Origin of the sequence: Nocardioides endophyticus (assembly GCF_039543845.1) — a bacterium.
Classification (GTDB): Bacteria; Actinomycetota; Actinomycetes; order Propionibacteriales; family Nocardioidaceae; genus Nocardioides; species Nocardioides endophyticus.
This window is the reverse complement of sequence record NZ_BAABKN010000023.1, coordinates 439,762-459,286: the sequence shown is the minus strand read 5'-3', so window position 1 is coordinate 459,286 and position 19,525 is coordinate 439,762. Positions and strand designations below refer to the sequence as shown.

The 19,525-nt window shown below is 72.0% G+C and carries 19 protein-coding genes; 5 read left to right on the top strand and 14 right to left on the bottom strand.

What is annotated here, in order from left to right; all coding sequences use genetic code 11:
* Nucleotides 1-22 precede the first annotated feature (22 nt).
* Both ABEA33_RS19315 and ABEA33_RS19310 read left to right on the top strand, forming a co-directional pair.
* Complete coding sequence (locus ABEA33_RS19315) at nucleotides 23-160, top strand: hypothetical protein (protein WP_345528563.1); 138 nt, start codon at nucleotides 23-25, stop codon at nucleotides 158-160.
* Nucleotides 161-209: 49 nt separating this feature from the next.
* Nucleotides 210-992: a helix-turn-helix transcriptional regulator gene (locus ABEA33_RS19310; RefSeq protein WP_345528562.1), complete on the top strand. Its 783-nt coding sequence runs from the start codon at nucleotides 210-212 to the stop codon at nucleotides 990-992.
* Nucleotides 993-1,126: 134 nt separating this feature from the next.
* On the opposite strand, the gene ABEA33_RS19305 is transcribed toward ABEA33_RS19310, so the two are convergent.
* The 6 genes from ABEA33_RS19305 to ABEA33_RS19280 form a co-directional block, all read right to left on the bottom strand.
* Complete coding sequence (locus ABEA33_RS19305) at nucleotides 1,127-2,047, bottom strand: cation diffusion facilitator family transporter (protein WP_345528561.1); 921 nt, start codon at nucleotides 2,045-2,047, stop codon at nucleotides 1,127-1,129.
* A 19-nt stretch (nucleotides 2,048-2,066) separates the two neighbouring features.
* The gene (locus ABEA33_RS19300) at nucleotides 2,067-3,002 is read right to left on the bottom strand and encodes a glutathione S-transferase family protein (RefSeq protein ID WP_345528560.1); all 936 of its coding nucleotides are present in this window, start codon (nucleotides 3,000-3,002) and stop codon (nucleotides 2,067-2,069) included.
* 232 nt (nucleotides 3,003-3,234) lie between these two features.
* Nucleotides 3,235-3,393 (bottom strand): hypothetical protein, encoded by a 159-nt coding sequence (locus ABEA33_RS19295; RefSeq protein ID WP_345528559.1) that lies wholly within the window; start codon nucleotides 3,391-3,393, stop codon nucleotides 3,235-3,237.
* Nucleotides 3,394-4,767 carry a vanadium-dependent haloperoxidase gene (locus ABEA33_RS19290; protein ID WP_345528558.1) on the bottom strand — a complete coding sequence of 458 codons (1,374 nt, stop codon included), beginning with the start codon at nucleotides 4,765-4,767 and terminating at the stop codon, nucleotides 3,394-3,396.
* A 232-nt stretch (nucleotides 4,768-4,999) separates the two neighbouring features.
* Nucleotides 5,000-5,665 (bottom strand): DUF6518 family protein, encoded by a 666-nt coding sequence (locus ABEA33_RS19285; protein WP_345528557.1) that lies wholly within the window; start codon nucleotides 5,663-5,665, stop codon nucleotides 5,000-5,002.
* 53 nt (nucleotides 5,666-5,718) lie between these two features.
* A complete protein-coding gene (locus tag ABEA33_RS19280; RefSeq protein WP_345528556.1) occupies nucleotides 5,719-6,738 on the bottom strand; it encodes a zinc-binding metallopeptidase family protein in 1,020 nt (339 codons plus the stop codon).
* A 138-nt stretch (nucleotides 6,739-6,876) separates the two neighbouring features.
* Here ABEA33_RS19280 and ABEA33_RS19275 point away from each other — a divergent pair, with 138 nt between their 5' ends.
* The gene (locus tag ABEA33_RS19275; RefSeq protein WP_345528555.1) at nucleotides 6,877-7,098 is read left to right on the top strand and encodes a CarD family transcriptional regulator; all 222 of its coding nucleotides are present in this window, start codon (nucleotides 6,877-6,879) and stop codon (nucleotides 7,096-7,098) included.
* A 9-nt stretch (nucleotides 7,099-7,107) separates the two neighbouring features.
* Here ABEA33_RS19275 and ABEA33_RS19270 read toward each other — a convergent pair whose 3' ends face one another.
* The 6 genes from ABEA33_RS19270 to ABEA33_RS19245 all read right to left on the bottom strand — a co-directional run bounded on the left by ABEA33_RS19270 (nucleotide 7,108) and on the right by ABEA33_RS19245 (nucleotide 16,980).
* The gene (locus ABEA33_RS19270) at nucleotides 7,108-7,983 is read right to left on the bottom strand and encodes a transglutaminase family protein (protein WP_345528554.1); all 876 of its coding nucleotides are present in this window, start codon (nucleotides 7,981-7,983) and stop codon (nucleotides 7,108-7,110) included.
* 10 nt (nucleotides 7,984-7,993) lie between these two features.
* Complete coding sequence (locus ABEA33_RS19265; RefSeq protein ID WP_345528553.1) at nucleotides 7,994-10,471, bottom strand: circularly permuted type 2 ATP-grasp protein; 2,478 nt, start codon at nucleotides 10,469-10,471, stop codon at nucleotides 7,994-7,996.
* Entirely contained in the window at nucleotides 10,468-13,746 is a 3,279-nt protein-coding gene (locus ABEA33_RS19260; protein ID WP_345528552.1) for a transglutaminase family protein, read from the bottom strand. Before ABEA33_RS19260 ends, ABEA33_RS19265 begins: the two co-directional genes overlap by 4 nt.
* Before the next feature lie 117 nt (nucleotides 13,747-13,863).
* A complete protein-coding gene (locus tag ABEA33_RS19255; protein WP_345528551.1) occupies nucleotides 13,864-14,997 on the bottom strand; it encodes a glycoside hydrolase family 3 N-terminal domain-containing protein in 1,134 nt (377 codons plus the stop codon).
* Nucleotides 14,998-15,220: 223 nt separating this feature from the next.
* The gene (locus ABEA33_RS19250; RefSeq protein ID WP_345528550.1) at nucleotides 15,221-15,871 is read right to left on the bottom strand and encodes a response regulator; all 651 of its coding nucleotides are present in this window, start codon (nucleotides 15,869-15,871) and stop codon (nucleotides 15,221-15,223) included.
* Entirely contained in the window at nucleotides 15,868-16,980 is a 1,113-nt protein-coding gene (locus ABEA33_RS19245; protein WP_345528549.1) for a sensor histidine kinase, read from the bottom strand. Before ABEA33_RS19245 ends, ABEA33_RS19250 begins: the two co-directional genes overlap by 4 nt.
* 125 nt (nucleotides 16,981-17,105) lie before the next feature.
* Between ABEA33_RS19245 and ABEA33_RS19240 the strand changes: the two genes are divergently transcribed.
* Complete coding sequence (locus ABEA33_RS19240; RefSeq protein ID WP_345528548.1) at nucleotides 17,106-17,708, top strand: CDP-alcohol phosphatidyltransferase family protein; 603 nt, start codon at nucleotides 17,106-17,108, stop codon at nucleotides 17,706-17,708.
* The gene (locus ABEA33_RS19235) at nucleotides 17,705-18,127 is read left to right on the top strand and encodes a hypothetical protein (RefSeq protein ID WP_345528547.1); all 423 of its coding nucleotides are present in this window, start codon (nucleotides 17,705-17,707) and stop codon (nucleotides 18,125-18,127) included. Before ABEA33_RS19240 ends, ABEA33_RS19235 begins: the two co-directional genes overlap by 4 nt.
* A 13-nt stretch (nucleotides 18,128-18,140) precedes the next feature.
* Here ABEA33_RS19235 and ABEA33_RS19230 read toward each other — a convergent pair whose 3' ends face one another.
* Nucleotides 18,141-18,410, bottom strand: a complete 270-nt coding sequence (locus ABEA33_RS19230) for a hypothetical protein (RefSeq protein WP_345528546.1) — start codon at nucleotides 18,408-18,410, stop codon at nucleotides 18,141-18,143.
* 36 nt (nucleotides 18,411-18,446) lie between these two features.
* Complete coding sequence (gene hisC, locus ABEA33_RS19225; protein ID WP_345528545.1) at nucleotides 18,447-19,517, bottom strand: histidinol-phosphate transaminase; 1,071 nt, start codon at nucleotides 19,515-19,517, stop codon at nucleotides 18,447-18,449.
* Nucleotides 19,518-19,525: the final 8 nt, after the last annotated feature.

The window sequence follows — 19,525 nt, the reverse complement described above, 5'->3', positions numbered from 1 at the left end:
CGGACCGATGACCAGGATGAGCATGGACTCGGTCCAGGCCGTCCTGGACGCCGCGGCCGCGCTTCAGGTACGCCGGAGCGAGGCAGCGGCGCAGGCGACTCGCGGCGAGCTGACCGGCGGCGAGGTCGTCGCCGTCGGCTCCTGGCGGCGCTGGGCGTGAAGTCCCGCTTCGCGGCGGCGACCCGTCTCGCTCGGCTGGAGGTCGGACGATGACCGACCGTCCCGTCGACCTCCCCGTGGGCGTGGGCAACGGGCCGTCGACCCGCCTCAGCGGCGTGGCCGTGCAAGCGGTCCTGGACGCCGCGGCCGCGTTGCAGGTACGCCGGAGCGAAGCAGCGGCCCAGGGGGCACGCGGCGAGCTGACCGGCGGTGAGATCGTCGCCGTCGGGACCGCGGCCACCCACGACTGGCTGCACACGCAGGCGGACACCTGGCGCGAGGTGCTCTCGGTCCGCCCGGCAGCAACCACCACCCAGCTGCGCGCGGGCCTCCCCTACAACCGGGCGTTCGTCGCGTCCGGGGCGCGGATGGTGAGCGTCTTCGACTACTACGGCCTCGACACGGACGCACGCCTCCTGCTCGCCAACGAGCCCGTCGGCGACTACCTCTTCGGCCGGGCGCCGGTGCAGATGAAGATCATCGACCGTCGCTTCGTGCTCCTGGACGGGCCGGTCGTCGACGGTTCGATGAGCCTGATGACGGTGCACTCCGGCGCCTGCCTGGACGCCGCCTGGCGCTACTGGGACGCGATCGTCGCCTCCGCGATCCCGGTCGAGGACGCTGGCATCTCCGACCTGGGCCTCCTCACCAAGCGGCAGCGGCAGGTCGTGGCCCTGATGGCGTCCGACCTGGGCGACGACGCGATCGCGGCCTCGCTCGGCGTCAGCGTCCGGACCGTCCGCTCCGAGGTCGCTGCCATCCTGGCCGCGCTGGGGGTCAAGTCCCGCTTCGCCGCAGGGGTCCGCGTCCAGATGTGGAGCCACGGCTCCTGACCCGTTCTGCAGGAACCTGCAACGGCCGCGACAACGCGGCGGCCTTGGTGTCTGCTGTGTGTGGGCTGAGTCGGCCGATGATCGGGGGAATCGGCCGGCTCACTTCTCGGTCCCGTCTCGGGTGGCCCGACTGACTAGTGGACCTCGCCGAGATCTTCGTGGTCCTGGTGGCTGACCGGCTCGACCTGGAAGGTCGAGTGGCGTACGTCGAAGTGCTCGGCCGTGCAGTCGGCCAGCCGGTCCAGGACGCCGCCGACGCCGTGCTCGTCGAGGACCTCCTGGGTGACGGTCACGTGTGCCGAGAGGCTCGGCATCCCGCTGGTGATCGTCCAGGCGTGCAGGTCGTGGACGTCGACGACGCCGGGCATCTCCATCAGGTGCCGGCGCACGTCCTCGAGGTCCATGCCGGCCGGCGCGTTCTCGAGCAGGATCGAGGCCGACTCCCGCAGCAGGATCAGCGATCGAGGCAGGATCAGCACGGCGATCAGCAGCGAGGCGATCGAGTCTGCGCGGTCCCAGCCCCAGAGGAGGATCACGACACCGGCGAGCACGGCCAGGATCGAGCCGACCAGGTCGGCGAGCACCTCGTTGGCCGCGCCGCGCAGGTTGAGCGACCCGGTCTCCGAGCGGTTCAGGATCACGAGGGAGACACCGTTGGCGACCAGGCCGACGGCTGCGAAGGCGATCATCGGCCCGGCGTCGACCGAGGTCGGGTCAGCCAGCCGCGAGATCCCGGCGTACGCGAGGTAGCCGCACACCACCAGCAGCACCACGGCGTTGAGCATCGCGGCGAGGATCTCGGCACGGTGCAGGCCGAAGGTCGAGCGCGGCCCGGCCGGCCTCGAGGCGACGTACGACGCCCCGAGCGCGAGCACCACGGCGGCCGCATCGGTGGCCATGTGCCCGGCATCGGCGAGGAGGGCGAGGGAGCCGGTGAGGAAGGCACCGACGACCTCGAAGGCCAGGACGACGACCGTGACGCCCAGGACCCAGCGCAGGCGCGAGCGGTCCTCCGCCCGGCCTGCGGCGTGGCCGTGATCGTGCCCGTGTCCCATGCCGCCAGCCTAGGGACTGTCACCCACGACCGTGCGGCTCCAGCCAGACAGTGGGATCGGGGCCCTTGGGCACGATCTGCGTGGGGTTCACCGTCTGGTGCACGACGTAGTAGTGCGTCTTGATCTGCTCGAAGTCGGTGTTGTCGCCGAACGCCGGAACCGCGTAGAGCTCACGCGCGTAGCTCCAGAGGTGCGGCATCTCGGTGAGCTTCTGCCGGTTGCACTTGAAGTGGCCGTGGTAGACGGCGTCGAAGCGGGCCAGCGTGGTCCACAGTCGTACGTCGGCCTCGGTGAGCGCGTCGCCCATCAGGTAGCGCCGGGTCGCGAGCCGGTCCTCGAGCCAGTCCAGCGCCGTCCAGAGCCGGTCGTACGCCGCGTCGTACGCCTCCTGCGAGCTGGCGAAGCCACAGCGGTAGACCCCGTTGTTGACCTCGGTGTAGACGCGCTGCATGACCTCCTCCATCTCCTCGCGGAGGTCGGCCGGCCACAGGTCGGGGGCGTCGGCGCGGTGGTGGTCGCGCCACTCGAAGAAGAAGTCGTGCGTGATCCAGGGGAAGTCGTTGGTCACGACGCCACCCGACGGCACGTCCACGATCGCCGGCACGGTGATGCCGCGCGGGTAGTCCGGGAAGCGCTTGAAGTAGGCCTGCTGGATCCGCTCGATGCCGAGCACCGGGTCGACGCCACCGGGGTCGAGCTCGAAGGTCCAGCTGCGCTCGTCGTGGACCGGGCCGGGGGTGCCGAGGGAGATCACGTCCTCGAGACCGAGCAGCTGGCGCACGATGATCGCCCGGGTCGCCCAGGGGCAGGCCTTCGCGGCGACCAGCCGGTAGCGGCCGGGCGCGACCGGCCACAGCTCCCCGTCGACCGGGCCGTGCTCGGGGCGACGCCCGTCCCGGGTGATCCGGTCGGAGATGTAGCTGGCGTCCCGCTTGAACTCGCCCGCGCTGCTCATCCGCCCAGCGTAGGTGAACGCTCAACGACCAACCGGGCTGCCGGGCGCGCTTGAGCGTGGCGCGGATGCTGCTGTCACCTAGCTAGTCGCGTGGGAGGCGCCCCCAAGCCGATCCGCTCCGCCCGAAGCCAGACCGGCCCGTGTACAAGCCGCCGGCCCCACCTTGCGTCCAACCGGTCACGTAGCCAACGCTGTAGGCGCTGGTGTCGAGTCCAACGAGCCCGGCGAGCACCTAGGCCACGGACTCGGCCTCGTGAAGCATCGTCTTGGCGGCCTGGGCGCGGGCCAGGTCCTCGTCGACGACGATCTCCTTGGTGCCGTCGGTGGTGGTGTAGCCGTTGGTCTCCCCCGGGATCTTCTTGCGGGTGACGGTCCACCCGCGCTCAGCCATCTAGTGGTGATGGTGGTGGTGGACGGGTTGGAGGTAGTGCGAAGCCACATACCTTGCGACGTTCAGACCGAGCGCCTTGCCCTGCAGATCGGCGGTGCGGAAGTGCAGGCCGGCCCAGATGCGTGCTTCGACGATCTCGTCGACCGCCTGCGAGAGGCTGCCGAAGGAGCGGGTCCGAGCATCCGCGGGTCCGAGGAGGGTCGACAGGCTCGTGATCGAGTAGCCACCAGGGATCGTGTCGCCGAAGAACATCCGCAGGATGCGAGTGTGTGCGCCGTCGAGGCAGAGGTGGCCCGATGGGTGCTCGGGGTACGGCGCCGCGATCAGCGGCAGCCAGGCGGCGTCCGGGCTCGTGGCCGGGTTGCCGTCCTCCGCGGCGCGTTGGATCGCGTTCCACGGACGCCAGAAGTCCCAGTGGTACTTGTCGTTCCAGCAGTTGATCGACGCGTCAGCGCCACTCAGGTTCTGCAGTGCGAGTAGGCGGGCAGTGTCGAGGGCATTCAGGCCGTGACGCATCGCGAGCTGGCGGCCAACCTCGTTCCAGCTCTTGGCCGGCGTGCTCTGCCACCAACGGGCGATATAGGTCTGCGTCGCTGTCCGGGTGGTGCTGTTCACCGCGCCGATGGCCTTCACCTCGTTGAGCTCCCTCGCCCACCTGCTGCTGGAGAGCCTGAGTGGGCCACGGGTTCGGAACTGCGAAGGGGACTTCAGGGTGAACGGGTCCACCGCGCCCACCCACGGGGTCGGGTCGAGGATGGGTTGTCCGGTGGCCGGGTCGGTCTGCGGCCACCAGTGCCCCGGAGCGGTGTCGGGCACCCACTGCGATGGTCCGAACCGTCCGTCGTCCGCGCGCGCCGCGATCATGGCAGCCGCAGCGGCCTCCCCGGCTGCCACGCCCTTCGTCTCGGTCCAACCGTCTGGGATTGCGGCCAACGCGCCCGCGTACTGCGTGGCGAGCGTCGCGAGCGCGGTCGTCCGGTTGGCCTCAGCGAGGTTCGGCACCGTTGACACGATGTCGCGGAGCACCCCGTAGGCGGCCGCGGCGACCGCGGCGTCTGTGGAGGCCTGGGCGGGGAAGCGCTGCTTCAGCAGGTAGGACCGGTAGTGCTTGCGCCCGATCGAGTTGACCGCGTCGAAGACCGCTCCCTGAACCATCGCCACATGGACCTGTGCGGCCGGCGGGGCGCCACCGGCAGGGCCGGGGAGGCCGATGAGCGTGTTCACCGCGATCTCGTTCCACGCTCTGACGGCGGCGCCGCTGGCGTTATCGGCGTGACTGTGGCCGATGCGAGCGTCGCTGGACGACGCCGACACGCCGCCGACCGCGAGCACCGCCGCAGTCGTCAGACCTATCAGCTTCCGGTTCGATTTCATCGTCGCTCCTCCAACGTCAGAAGAGGACGCGATCCCCAGGACGGTCCTCTGGGTGGTATCGACGACCTCACCCAACCCGTCCGTAACCGTCAGGACATCGCCCAACTTGGTGATCTTGTCGACCGTCCTGACAAGCCCAAAGTTGGGGAACCTTCAACCGACCGCGGCGCGGGACGTCATCCGAATCGAGGGCCAGGGGCCACGATTCGTATGACGTCCCGCGGGCTGCGAGCTACATGTACACACCGCCCGCGGTGAACGCCGCAGCCACGACCAGGCTGAGCGGGAGGCTGAGCACGAACGCGGCAATGGTGACGACGGGCCGCCGCAGGGACGCGGCCAGCATCGCGAGCGCGAGCAGGACCAGCACCCGCGGCTCGCCACCGACGGCACCGTAGGAGCCGTGCGCAAGCTGCCAGGCGTCCCCGAGCAGCAGCGCGACCCCGACGGCCAGGCCAGCGGCCGCAAGGACAGGCGAACGTCCGGACGCCCACGCGCCGGCCGGACCGAAGACCGCTCCGGCGACGCCCGCGAGGACCAGCCACTCCATGGCGACCGGGGAGGTCAGGACGGTGCGGTCGCTGAACTGGAGCACGACCTCCGCCGCGTAGTAGGCCTCCACGGCCACAGCGAGCATGACGACCGCCGCGACCGCGGCGCGCAGGGCGTCGACCCGCAGGGCCGCTCCCAGGACGAACGCGCAGGCAGCCCAGCCCGCGCAGGAGTTGGCGACCGACGACCAGGCCGACGGGTGGTAGGTCGACCACCACAGGTCGACCACCCCGAGCACGACGCCCGCCGCGACCGCCACCGTGAGCACGGCGGGCGTGGCCGGGCCGGCGTACGCCGAGGACGGGGTCGCGGTCGGCGTGGGCGGAAGGGCGTGGTCCGTGCTCATGTCCTCCAGCCTGCTCCGAAAGGGACCGTCGGACCTCGCCCTCAGGTACCGGACTACGGGCCGGAGGTACCGCCATCGGCCGACCGCAGCGAGGCCACGAAGTCGAGCTTGTCGAGCACCGGCGGCGGGATCACGAACGGGTAGAGGTCGTCCTTGCCCATGCTCCGGTTGACCATGTTGAGCGCGATCGACAGCGGGATCCAGATCCCGCGCACGACGTCGGCGAAGCTGCTGAACGCGGTGACCGGCGCGACCGCCGTGAGGCCGTACTCACCGGCGGTCTCGATCGTGTCGCAGATGTGCAGGTAGTGGGCCCAGGTCTCGGCGAAGTCCTCGAACGGGTGCATGGTGGCGTACGTCGAGATGTAATGCTCCTCCCAATCGACAGGCGCTCCCTCGTCGTAGTGCCGCTGGATCTCGGCCTGGTAGTCCTTCGACTCGTCCCCGAAGAGCTCCCGGCAGCGCACCATCCGCTCGTCGCCCCGCACCAGCTGCCACTCGTAGTAGTGGCCGACCTCGTGCCGGAAGTGGCCGAGCATCGTGCGGTAGGGCTCGGCGAGCTGCGCCCGCACCTTCTCCCGGTAGGCGTCGTCGCTCTCGGCGAGGTCGATGGTGATCAGGCCGTTCTCGTGCCCGATGACGACGTTCGACTCGACAGAGCGGTCGGTGGTGCTGAGGAGGTCGAAGGCCAGGCCGTTCTCGGGATCGGCGCTCTTGCCGACCACCGGGAAGCCGAGGGTGTCGAGCTCGACGACGAGGTGCCGCTTGGCCTGCTCCGCTAGCCGGAACTGCTCCAGCCCCTCGAGGTCGTCGTCCGCCGGACGGGTACGAGTGAGGTCGCAGGCGAAGCAGGTGCCACCCTGCAGCGGCGCCAGCCAGGTGCAGCCCGAGAGGTTGAGGTTGGCACAGACCCACCAGATCGCGCCGGACGGGCCGACGTACCGCCCGGTCTCGTCGACCGGCACGATGGACCGCTCGTCGCGGGAGAACCCGAGCGCCGTGCCGCAGGAGACGCAGACGGAGTTCTCGAAGTAGAGCGGGTTGTCGCAGACGCGACAGCGGTAGGCCTTCACGGGACAGACGTTCCCAGTCGGCGTACGTTCCACGCCACCCGCGTCCCGCTCGTCAGGGAGGGCTTGCAGGAACCTGCAAGGACGGATTCCCGGGTCAGTTACCCACGAGTCGCTTCGGAGGCGCATACTCAGAGGACCGTGAGCACTTCATCCGGGCCCCGAGGCCGACACCTCGCCAGCAGCCCTTTCAAGCCCAAGGTCGAACTCCCGATCGAGAACTTCGAGACCGGCGACCTGGTGTCGCACGACTCCTACGGAGTCGGTCGTGTCGTGGGGATCGAGGCGGACGCAGTGTCGGTCGACTTCCGCGACCAGACCGTGCGGGTCTCCAGCCCGTACCGGAAGATGACCAAGCTCTAGCTCGGCCGCTCAGACCGGCGCGACGTCGACCGACACGTCGAGCGTGGACGTCGTCGCCTCGGTGAAGATCACGCCCTTGACCGGTGGGACGTCGCCGTAGTCGCGACCCCACGCGACCGTCACGTAGCGGTCGTTGACCCACTGGTCGTTCGTCGGGTCGAGCGCGAGCCACTCGCCGGACTCCGACAGCCACACCGCCACCCACGCGTGCGACGCGTCGGCTCCGACGATCCGCTCGCGGCCCGGCGGCGGCTCGGTCGCGAGGTAGCCGCTGACGTAGCGCGCGGCGAGACCGTGCGAGCGCAGGCAGGCGATGGTCAGGTGTGCGAAGTCCTGGCAGACCCCGGCCCGCTCGCGGAACGTCTCCGCCACCGTCGAGGTGACGGTCGTGGCGGTCGCGTCGTACTCGAAGTCGGCGTGGATGCGGTGCATCAGGTCGGTGACGGCCTCGCCGATCGGTCGCCCCGGCAGCAGCGACTCCGCGCCGTACGCGTGGGCCTCGGCGGTCTGCTCGACGGCCGAGGACGGCAGCACGAAGTCGGTGGCTCGCCAGGCGTCCGGCAAGGTCGGGTCGAGCATCGGCCGGGCCCGCTCCCACGGTCTCGCCAGCGCCGCCTCGTCGTACGACGGCATCGAGACCTCGACCTCGGAGCGGCCGCAGACGACCAGCTCACGGTGGGCCTCGGTCACTTGGAAGTAGGTCGCGCTGTTGCCGTAGCAGTCGGTGTCGTAGGACAGGTCCACCGGCGCGGGCAGCACCTCCACCTCCGCCGACGCGACGGTCTGCGACGGCAGCACCCGCGGCAGGAGGTGGGCGACGCCGAGGCTGTCGGTGACCTCGTCGTCGTAGGAGTACGTCGTGGCGTGGGTGACCAGGTATCTCATGACGGAGCTCTCACGAGCCCGCCTCCGACACGAGCGCCGACCCGAGCGAGCCGAGTGGCCGCGGCGGCGGGCCGCTGGCGAAGTGCACCTCGGCGACCGCGTCGGCCACGCGTTCGAGGGTGACCCGGAAGCCGGCGAGGAAGCGCACCAGGTGGGGCCGCTCGACGCCGCCGATGGTGACCAGCTGCGCGACGTCGACCTGCGCGAGCTCGTCGAGGAGGTCCGCGAGCAGGCGCTCGGGTCGCGAGGAGCCGGTCGACCCGGGCAGCCCCGCGAGGTGATCGCGGGCGGTGGCGAGGGAGAACGCGATGGAGCGCGGGTTCTCGGCGTCCATCAGCAGCAGCTCGACGACCCCGGCCGGCCGCACGTAGCCGCGGTAGCGGCGCCGGTGCGTCACCGCGCTCTCCGTCGAGACCAGGACGGCGTCGAGCACCTCACGGTCGACGTCGATGCCGCGTCGCTCGGTCGTGGTGGCGCTCAGCAGGTGGCACACCTGGAGCGCCCGCTCGAGCGAGCGGCCGAGACCGATCGCGTGCCAGCTGGGGTCGCGGATCATGCTCGCGGTCACGCCCTGCAGCGACAGGATCCCGGTCAGCATCCGGCCGGCGCTCTCCGCGACCTGGTGGCTGTGCGGGTTGCCCTCGAGCGCCTCGATCGCGCGGTCGGTGGCGCCGAAGGCGTGCCAGGTGTCGGGCGAGAGCTGGTCGCGGACGCCGCGCAGCACATCGCGCAGCCCATCGAGCCCGTAGGCCACGCCGCCCACCCGGCCGCCGTCGAGGAGCAACGAGCGGAAGTCGGAGTCGAGGTCGTCGGCCACGTACGGCGACGGGCCGGCCATCCGGTGCACCGCACCCATCAGCACCGACAGGCTCGCGCCGCCGGTGGAGCGCGGGCGGGTCACGAAGTCCTCGGCCAGCGCGTGCGCGGCGAGCACCAGCCGCAGCAGGTCCTCGACGCGCTCGGCGTACCGGCCGAACCAGAACATGTCCTCGAGCACGCGCGGCACCGTCGCCGGCACCGACCGCGCCGCCGTCATCGGCAACACCCCGGACAGGCCCTGGTCGGCGTCGCCGGCGTTGGCCTTGAGCACCCACACGTCCTTGCTCGTGGGGGTGGTGGCGTCGAGCCAGCCGCTCGCCATGCCGCCGACCAGCGGGCGGTACGCCGAGCCGTAGCGCAGGGTGAACGTGCGCAGCGTGACCGGCGCCGGCCGAGCGCCCCCGCGCGACCAGGTCGGCGATTGCGAGAGCGGCAGCGCCTCCTGCCCGACATAGCGGTACGGCGCCGCCAGCACGCGCGCGCGGAGCTCGTCGGGCGCCACGTCGGCGAGGGCGTCCGGGCGGCCGTCGATCTCGGTCACGACGAGGTCGTCGAGCCGGTCGAGGACGTGCTCGAGCCCGTCGGGGTCGCCGCACCACCAGGTCGGCACCGACGCCAGCCGGAGCGGCTCACCCAGCAGTGCCTCGCAGGCGGCGGGCAGATAGGGCAGCAGTCCGGGGTTCTCCAGCACGCCGGCGCCGAGGCCGTTGACGACCCGCACCCGGCCGCGGCGTACGGCCTCCACCAGCCCGGCGACGCCCAGCTGGGAGTCACCGCGCAGCTCCAGCGGGTCGCTCCACGCCGCGTCGACCCGGCGCAGGATCACGTCGACCCGCTCGAGCCGGCCGGGCGCGCGCAGGTAGACCCAGCCGTCGCGCACGACGAGATCGCTGCCCTCGACGAGCGGGAAGCCCAGGGCGGAGGCGACGAACGCCTGGTCGTACGCCGTCTCCGACTGGCTGCCCGGCGACAGCACGACGACCCGCGGGTCAGCGAGGTCGCCCTGGGCGGACTGGATCAGTGCGGAGCGCAGCGCCCAGAAGTAGGGCTCCATCCGGTGCAGCCCGGCCTCGCGGTAGAGCTCGGGCATCACCCGCGAGATGACCCGGCGGTTCTCCATGGCGTAGCCGATGCCCGAGGGCGCCTGCGCCCGGTCGGCGATCACCCGCCACTGGCCGTCGGCGTCGCGGCCGAGGTCGGTCGCGGCCAGGACCAGCGGCCGCGGGTCGATGGCCTCGGGGCGAGCGACCACGCGGGTGTAGCCGGAGTGGCCGAAGACGACCGCCGCCGGCACGATGCGCTCGGCGAGCAGCCGCTGCTCGCCGTACAGATCCACGAGGATCGCGTTGAGCAGGTCGGCGCGCTGCGCGAGGCCGACCTCGACCGGCGCCCACGCTGCGGCGTCGATGACCAGCGGCACCGGGTCGAGCCGCCACCGGCCGTGGCCGCGACCGGGCCGGGCGTAGGTGACGCCGTCGTCGGAGAGGAAGCGGCCGATCTCGCCGTGCACCCGCCGCAGGTCGGCCTCGGTGAGACCGACGGCAACCTCGGCCAGACCCTTCCAGGCGGTGCGCAGCGACCCGTCGGGCGCCACCACCTCGTCGTACCGCGCGCTGACGCCCAACGCCGGCTGGGTGACCGCAGCGGCGTAGTCGCGCAGCACGGTCATGCGGGTGGGACCCGTCGGAGGTCCAGCAGCCGCGGGTAGTCCTCGGACGCCGCGCGCCGGCCCGCGTCGATCGCGGCGGCCACGTCGATCCGCCCGGGCGTGTGGCCGCGCGGCTCGAACCGACCGAGGCGCCGCGCCTCCGCCTCCTGGGCGTTGACGGGCGGGTGGTCGTAGGAGCGGCCGCCGGGGTGGACGACGTGGTACGTCGCGCCGCCGAGCGAGGTCTCGGAGTCGACGTCGACCACATCGAAGTGCAGCGGCGCGTGCACGGGGATCGACGGGTGCAGGGCCGACCACGGCTGCCAGGCGCGGTAGCGGACGCCGGCGTAGTGAGCAGCCTCGTCGGCATGGCCGGCGGTCGCGGTCAGGGGCACGGGGACACCCTGACACGTCACCATGTGCCGGGAGGTGTCGATCCCGCGGACCAGCACCTGGAGCCGCTCGACGGAGGAGTCGACGTACCGCGCCGTGCCACCGGCCGTCGCCTCCTCACCCAGCACGTGCCAGGGCTCGATGGCAGACCGGAGCTCGATCTCGATGCCGTCGCCGAGCGTCGCCAGCCCGATGCGCGGGAAGCGGAACTCGGTGAACGGGTCCAGCCAGGAGTCCTCGAACGGGATGCCGAACGCGCGCAGGTCGGCGGCGACCTCGGCGATGTCGCGGGTCGCGCCCTCGGGCAGCAGGAAGTCCTCGTGCAGCCGGGTGCCCCACCGCACCAGCGGAGCGGTGAGGGGCTGCTCCCAGAACATCGCCACCAGGCTGCGCACCAGCAGCGCCTGCACCAGCGCCATCTGCGGGTGCGGCGGCATCTCGAACCCACGCAGCTCCAGCAGGCCGAGCCGGCCGCGGGACGAGTCGGGGCTGTACAGCTTGTCGACGCAGAACTCCGCGCGGTGGGTGTTGCCGGTCAGGTCGGTCAGCAGGTGCCGCAGCGCGCGGTCGACGAGCCACGGCGCTGCGCCGGTGGTCGAGCCTGTCGAGACCCCGGCACCCGCGAGCCGCGCGATCTCGGCCGCCGCGATCTCCATCTCGTAGACGGCCTCGGGCCGGCCCTCGTCGAATCGCGGCGCCTGGCTGGTCGGGCCGATGAAGCGGCCCGAGAAGAGGTACGACAGAGAGGGGTGCCGCTGCCAGTAGGTGATCAGGCTGACCAGCAGGTCGGGCCGGCGCAGCAGCGGCGAGTCCACCGGCTCGGTGCCGCCGAGGGTGATGTGGTTGCCGCCGCCGGTGCCGGTGTGCAGCCCGTCGACGTCGAACTTCTCCGTCGTCAGGGCGCAGTGCCGCGCCGCGTCGTACAGCGTCATGGTGAGGTCGCGCTGCTCGGCCCAGCTCGCCGTCGGCTGCACGTTGACCTCGATGACACCCGGGTCGGGGGTGACCACGAGCTGGGTGAGGCGCGGGTCCGGCGGGGGTCCGTAGCCCTCGAGCACGACCGGACAGCCGACCCGCCGGGTGGCGACCTCGACGAGCCGGAGCAGGTCGGTGTAGTCCTCGAGCCGTTCGGTCGGCGGCAGGAAGACGTGCACCTGCCCGTCGCGCGCCTCGAAGGTCAGCGCCGTCGTCGGAGCACCCTCCGGGTCGCTGAGCCGCACCCGCCGGACGATCGGGTGCAGCGGCGGGCCGGACTCGAGGTACGACGGCTCGCCGGCGTACTCCGGGTCCTTCCACGAGATCGCGTCGAGGGGCAGCCGCAACCCCACCGGCGACGTGCCGGGTGTGAGCACCAGCCGGCCGCGGCGGAACCGCCAGGCCGGGCTCGTCCAGTCGTCCTCACCGGTCGCGAGCGGCAGCACCCAGCCGCGCACCTCGGTGACCTCGGCGTCCAGTGCCTCCACGTCGACGTCCTCATGCGCGGGCTCACCGACCGGCTTGCGCACCTCGGCGACGAGCTCGGCCAGCGGGTCGTCGTACGCCGGGCGCAGCTGGTCGTGCGGGAGCCCGAGGCTCTCGGTGACGCGTCGTGCCAGCGCCTCGGCGTTGGCCGCGGCATCGGGATCGGCCTTGCCGCTCCACGGGTCGGCGAAGAGCTCCGCGTCCTCCCAGAGCGGGACGCCGTCCGTGCGCCACTGGAGCGCGATGTTCCAGCGCGGGAGAGGCTCGCCCGGGTACCACTTGCCCTGGCCGCGGTGCACGACCCCGCCGACGGCGTACACCTGGCGGAGCCGGTCGGCGAGCTCGTTGGCGAGCTCGCGCTTCTCGGGGCCGTCGGCGTCGGTGTTCCACTGGGGCGTGGTCGCATCGTCTCGGGAGACGAACGTCGGCTCGCCGCCCATCGTCAGGCGGACGTCGCCGGCCCGCAACCGCTCGTCGACGGCCTCGCCGAGCGCGTCGATGCGGGCCCACTGGGCGTCGGTGTAGGGCTTGGTGACCCGAGGGTCCTCGTGGACGCGACGCACCTCGTTGTGGAACGAGAAGGTCACCTCCACCGGGTCGGTCGCACCCTCGATCGGGGCGGCGGCGCTCGGGTGCGGTGTCGCGGAGAGCGGGATGTGGCCCTCCCCCGCGAAGAGCGCGGACGTCGGGTCGAGGCCGACCCAGCCCGCTCCGGGGACGAAGACCTCGGCCCAGGCGTGCAGGTCGGTGAAGTCCTGGGCGGTCCCGGTGGGTCCGTCGAGGCCGACCATGCTGTCCGGATCGGCGGCCAGCTGCACGAGGTAGCCGGAGACGAAGCGCGCGGCCAGGCCGTACTGCCGCAGCAGACTCACCAGCAGCCAGGCGCTGTCGCGGCACGAGCCGATGCCGATTCGTAGCGTCTCGTCCGGCGCCTGGACGCCCGCCTCCATCCGCACCGAGTAGGCGACGTCGCGGTTGACGGCGGAGTTGATGCCGGCCAGGAACTGCACGATCGGCACCCCGTCGGCGGGCAGCGGCGGCAGCCCCTCGCGCCAGGCGCCGGCGGCGTCGCTGTCGTCGACCGGCCGGAGGTAGGGCGCCAGATCGGCCGCGAGCGAGGGTTCGTAGTCGAAGGGGAAGCGCTCGGCGTACTCCTCCACGAAGAAGTCGAGCGGGTTGATCACCATCAGGTCGGCGACCAGCCCGACGGTGATGTCGAGCTCGCTGACCTTGTCGGGGAAGACGATCCGGGCCAGCCAGTTGCCGAACGGGTCCTGCTGCCAGTTGAGGAAGTGGCCCTTCGGGCTCACCGTGAGTGAGTACGCCTCGATCGGCGTGCGCGCGTGCGGCGCGGGCCGCAGCCGGACGACGTGCGGCGCGACGTTGACCGGGTGGGCGAAGGTGTACGTGGTCCGATGCTCGAGCGCGACCTTGACCGACATGGTGCCCAGCCTGCACGCCATGCGTTGCGGGAAGGTAACTCGCCCGGCCGTTGATGGCGGTCACGGTGGTTGAGGTGCGAGGAGCGCTGGCGACGAGCCTCGAAACCTCCCTCACCGTCAGAGCAGACCCTGGCGCTCCTTGGCGGTGAGGATGCGGAGGGCCGAGGCCTCGACCCGGGCGCGGAACAACTTGTCCTCACGAGCCCGCTTCAGCACCGCGCGGTACATCGCGGGCAGCGTCTCCGGGTGGACGAGGAGCACGAGGTCGCCACCGGCGGCGATGAACCGCACCGCACGCTGCCCCGCGGGGACGTCGATGACCTGCACCGCGTCGCTGAGGTCGTCGGAGATCACCACCCCCTTGAAGCCGAGGTCGCCGCGGAGGATCCGCCGGACGACGTACGGCGAGAACGCGGCGGGCCGCTTCGGGTCGAGCCGGGCGTAGCGCGCCGTCGACATCATCACGAACGGCGCCCCCGCCTCGACCGCCGCCCGGAACGGCTCCAGGTAGGGGTCGTGGCGCCGGGTGACCCGGTCGACGACGTTGGCCCGGGTGTCGGTGTTGGCGCGCACCCGGCCGAGGCCGGGGAAGTGCTTGACGGCGGTCGCCACCCCGCCGGCGGTCATGCCGCGCAGGAAGGCGAGCCCGTGGTCCGTGACGACCTTCGGGGAGTAGCCGAACTGGCGGTCGTACCCGCCGATCGGTGGGTTGCGCTTCGCCGCTCGCGGGCTCGGGACGGTGTCGAGGACGGGCGCCAGGTCGAGGTTCACGCCCACCTGCCGCAGCTCGCCGGCCCAGCCCTCGGCGGCGGCGCGCAGCTTGGCCGGGCGCCACCGACCCTGCTCGAGCGCGCTCGGGATCTCCGAGAACCCTGGGCCCTGCAGGACCCGGATCACCCCGCCCTCCTGGTCGGTGGCGACGAAGAGCCGGACTCCGGCCGTGGCGGGCTTCGAGACCTGGGCCTGCATCGTCCGCGAGACCCGCTTGGGCAGCCGGACGCCGTCGTAGCTGCGGCGGGTGAGCATCACGTTGCCGACGTGGAACCGGCCGATCTGCGCCCTGGTCCGCGGGTCGACCCGGTCCGCCGGCGTACCGACCATGAAGAGCTGGCCCACCTGCTGAGCCAGGGTCATCCGGTCGAGCCTGACCTCGGCCGCGCTCGGCGCCGGTCGCTCGTGGTGCACCGGGAGCGGCGCCCCGATCGAGGTGGCGAGCAGCGCAGTGGACAGGACGACAGACGGGGAGAACACGCCCGGGACGGTACCGGCCGGTCGGCGGTGACCGGCATTCGCCACCCGGTCGGCCGGGTGAACTCGGGGCCCAGATAGCAAAATTCTGTTTGCAAAGATGGCGACCTGGGCCGACCAGCTGCCGTGCTATTGGACCTACCTGATCACCTTCCTGGTCTGCGGCGCACCGCGCTACGTCGTGTTCGCGCTCGACCGGCGCTGGCGCGAGATCGACGCACGCCCGTCAGGCGATGACGCCGGCCCGGATCGCGAGCAGGGCGAGCGCGACGCGGTCCCGGCTGTCGGTCTTGTCGAGCACGTTGCTGATGTGCGTCTTGACCGTGCTGAGAGAGAGGTGCAGCCGCGCCGCGATCTCCGTGTTGTTGAGCCCGGCGCCGACCAGCGCCAGGACGTCGGTCTCCCGCCTCGTCAGTGAGTACGCCGTCAGGTCGGCCGTGCCCGACGTCCCGCTCGACCGCACCCGCGCCAGGACGGCGCCGGTCACCTCCGGCGACAGGATCGAGTCGCCGGCAGCGACCCGGCGTACGGCGTCGACCAGCTCACGACCGCTGCACCGCTTGAGCACGAAGCCCCGGGCGCCCGCAGCGATCGCGTCGAGCACGTAGGCGTCGTCGTCAAAGGTCGTGACGACGATGACGACGGGCGCGTGCGGGATCGCGGCGAGGGCACGAGTAGCAGCGAGGCCGTCGAGGACCGGCATCCGGATGTCGACCAGGGCCACGTCGATCCGGGGGTCGGCGCGCACCGCGTCGAGGAACTGACGCCCGTCCTCCGCCTGCGCCGCGACCTCCATGTCGGCCTGGGCGCCGAGGATCATCGCGAACCCCTCGCGCACCAGCTGCTGGTCGTCGACCACGGCCACCCGGATCGTCATCGGACCACCGGCAGGTAGGCGTCCACGATCGTGCCGCCGCCGGGGCGTCGACCGATGCTCCAGACCCCGCCGAGTGCGGTGACCCGCTCCGCGATGCCGATCAACCCAGAGCCGCGGGTCACCTCGTCCGGAGGGCCGAGGCCGTCGTCGCTGACCCGTAGCCGCGTGTTGTCGCCCGCCGCCGCGAGCTCGACCCAGACCTGCGTCGCCTGCGCGTGCCGTGCGACGTTCGTGAGCGCTTCCTGGACGATCCGGTACGCCGACAGCGCGGTCATCTCGTCGAGCTCCACCTCGGGGTCGAGCTCGACGATGACGACGACCCCCTGGTGCCGCAGGGGCGCGGCCAGCAGCTCATCGATGTCGGAGAGCCGCGGCGGCGCCGAGACGCTCAGCGGCGAGTCCGGGTCGCGCAGGTGCACGACCAGGGCGTCGAGCTCGCCGAGGGCGGTCCGGCCCAGACCGCCGATCTCGCGCAACGCCCGCTCGGGGTCACCGACCAGCCCGGCCTCGGCCTGCACGACCATCGCCGTCACGTGGTGGCCGACCACGTCGTGCAGCTCGCGGGCCAGGCTGGTGCGCTGCTCCAGCCACGCCGCCTGTCCACGCAGCTGCCTGGTCTCGCCCACCAGCCGGTCGCTGCGGTCGAACGCTCGCACCAGCATGCCCAGCGCGCCACCGAGCGCGACGGCCAGGAACGGCGCCGGGGTCGCGGCGTAGCTGTAGGCGAACAAGGAGGTCACCGAACCGACGCCGCCGGCCACCCAGGCCAGCCAGGGCAGCTCAGCCGGGTCGTCGGCGATCGAGATGTAGACCAGGCCGGTGACGGCCGGCCACAGGAAGACCGCGTCGGGCACATAGACGGCGACCACACCGGCGGCGACCCCGAGCACGACGTAGCGCCAGGCCTTGAGCCACCAGCTCAAGGCCGCCACGACCGGGACCAGGACCGCCAGTGCGGGCGATGCCGTCTCCGGCTCGAAGAGCACCGAGATCGTGAACGACCAGATCGTGGCGATGACCGAGGCCCAGAAGAGCACCCGCCGGACCCGCCCGGGCACCGTCACCGCGCGCCGGACGCGGTCCGCCAGCCCCGTGGTCACATCTCGCACGCGGCCAGTCTCGGCGACAGTTGCCCCGATTGTCCCGGCTGTCCGGCGAAGTCGGTACCGGGGTACCGGTCGACCAGGCACCCGGGGTGGTTCTGGACCGGACCGTTCCGGGCGAGCGTGCTGCCATGACGACCTCGATTCTCGGCCGCCCGGCCATGGCGCCGCTCCCACTGCCGCTGCCCGTCGGCCGGTTCGACACCTGGCCCAACCTGGTCACCCTCCTGCGCACCGCGGTCGCCGTGGTGCTCGGCGGCTACGCGATCGCGACGCACGACCTGCGGATCAGCGCGCTCGCGTACGCGGCGTACTGGCTCGGCGACATCCTCGACGGCTGGCTGGCGCGGCGTCTCGACCAGGAGACCCGCCTCGGCGCCGTCCTCGACATCGTCAGCGACCGCGCCTGCACGGCGCTGCTGTGCGCCGGACTGCTCGCGCACCTGCCGGGCGCGTGGGTGCTCGCGGTCGCGTTCCTGCTGTCCTTCGCGGTGCTGGACACGGTGCTCTCGCTGGCGTTCCTCTGCTGGCCCATCCTCGGACCCAACGACTTCCACCTGGTCGACCCGGTCGTCTGGCGGCTGAACTGGTCCCCGCTCGCGAAGGCCGCCAACACCGCCGGCGTCGTCGTCGCGATCGCCCTCGGGTGGTACGCCGTCGGCCTCCTGGTCGTCGTCGCGGTCGGCGCCGTCAAGGTCTGGTCGGCGGCGCGGGTCCTGCGGATGCTGCCGTGACCGACATCCTCGCCGTCCTGGGTGCGCTCGGGACCGGGGCGGCCTCGGCGCTGCTCCCCCTCGTCAACGCCGAGGCCTACGCGATCCTGGCGGCGACCCGCTCGCATGCGTGGCTGGCCGTGCTGCTCGTGCTCGCCCTCGCGATCGGCCAGACCGCGGGCAAGCTGGTGCTCTTCGAGTCCGCTCGTCGCGGCGCCGGCCGCTGGGCCGCCAAGCTCGCCGACAGCCGCTGGGCCGGTCGGGCGACCGGGCCCTTCGTCGTCCTGGGCTCTGCCACGCTCGGCCTCCCGCCGCTGGCGATCGTCAGCCTGGCGGCAGGCGCGGCCGGCCAGCGCCGACTGACCTTCGGCGTGCTGTGCCTCGTCGGCCGCACCGTGCGGTTCGTGGTCCTGGTGCTGCCGGTCGCCTGGGCGCTCTAGTGTCGCGCGCTGGCTACGCGTGGACCATCGCGACGCAGTCCGGACAGGCACGGCCAGCCGCGTCCAGCTCGTCGAAGACCGCCCGGTCCGTGGTGACCGTGACGAAGTCCTGGCTGCCGTCGGGGGCGCAGACGACGCCACCGTCGTAGTACCAGTGGCACCGGTCGTCCTCATGGACCGACGCGGCCTCGGCCGGCTCTGCTGACTCCCCAGCCGGCGGCGGGCCGAGCGTCGGACCCTGCGTCGGTTCTGACGGCGCGGATCGCCTGGAACGCCTCCTCATGGCCCTGTTTCGGAGCGACATGGTCGTCTGATCTCTCTAGCCCGCGAAGACCGCGGCCACCGAGATGAGCCGGTCGTTGGCCTCGGACTCACCGATCGACACGCGGGCACCCTCGCCCACGAACGGGCGTACGACGATCCCGGCCTCGTCGGCAGCGGACGCGAAGTCCCTCGTCCTCTCTCCCAGCCCGAACCAGACGAAGTTGCCCTGGGCATCGGGCACATCCCAGCCGACGTCCCGCAGTCCGGCGACGACGCGGTCCCGCTCGGCCACCAGCGCATCCACCCGCTCGAGCAGCTCGTCGCGGCGCTCCAGCGATGCGATCGCCGCGGCCTGCGCGATCGTCGAGACGCCGAAGGGCAGCGACAGCGCGCGCAGGGCGGCCGCGATCGGCGCCGGCGCGACGGCGTACCCGACCCGGATTCCGGCCAGGCCGTAGGCCTTCGAGAAGGTGCGCGTGAGCACGACGTTGTCGTGGCGGCGGTACGTCGCGATGCCGTCGACCGCGTCGTCCATCCGGACGAACTCCAGGTAGGCCTCGTCGACCACGACGAGCACGTGCGACGGCACCCGTGCGAGGAGCGCGTCCAGCTCGGCCTGGGTGACGGCAGGACCGGTCGGGTTGTTGGGCGTGCAGACCAGCACCACCTTCGTGCGGTCGGTGACCGCCGCCGCCATGGCGTCGAGGTCGTGGCGACCGTCGGGGAGCACCGGCACCTTCACGGCCGTCGCGGCGGCTGCGGTGACGGCGATCGGGTAGGCCTCGAACGACCGCCAGGCGAAGACGACCTCGTCGCCGGGATCGCAGAACGCCTGCACCAGCTGGTAGATGAGCCCGACCGAGCCGGTCGCGACCGAGAGGTGGTCGGCCGGTACGCCGAACGTCTCGGCCAGCGCGGCGTAGAGGGCGCTGCTGCCCATGTCGGGGTAGCGGTTCATCGCGCCGACGCCGGCCTGCACGGCCTCGATCACGCCGGGCAGCGGCGGGTAGGGGTTCTCGTTGGAGGACAGCTTGTACGACGTCATCCCGGGTCGGATCGTCGGCGGCTTGCCCGCGACGTACGGCGGGATCTCCGCCACGTTCGCTCGGGGCTGGGGGGTGCTCACGTGACCAC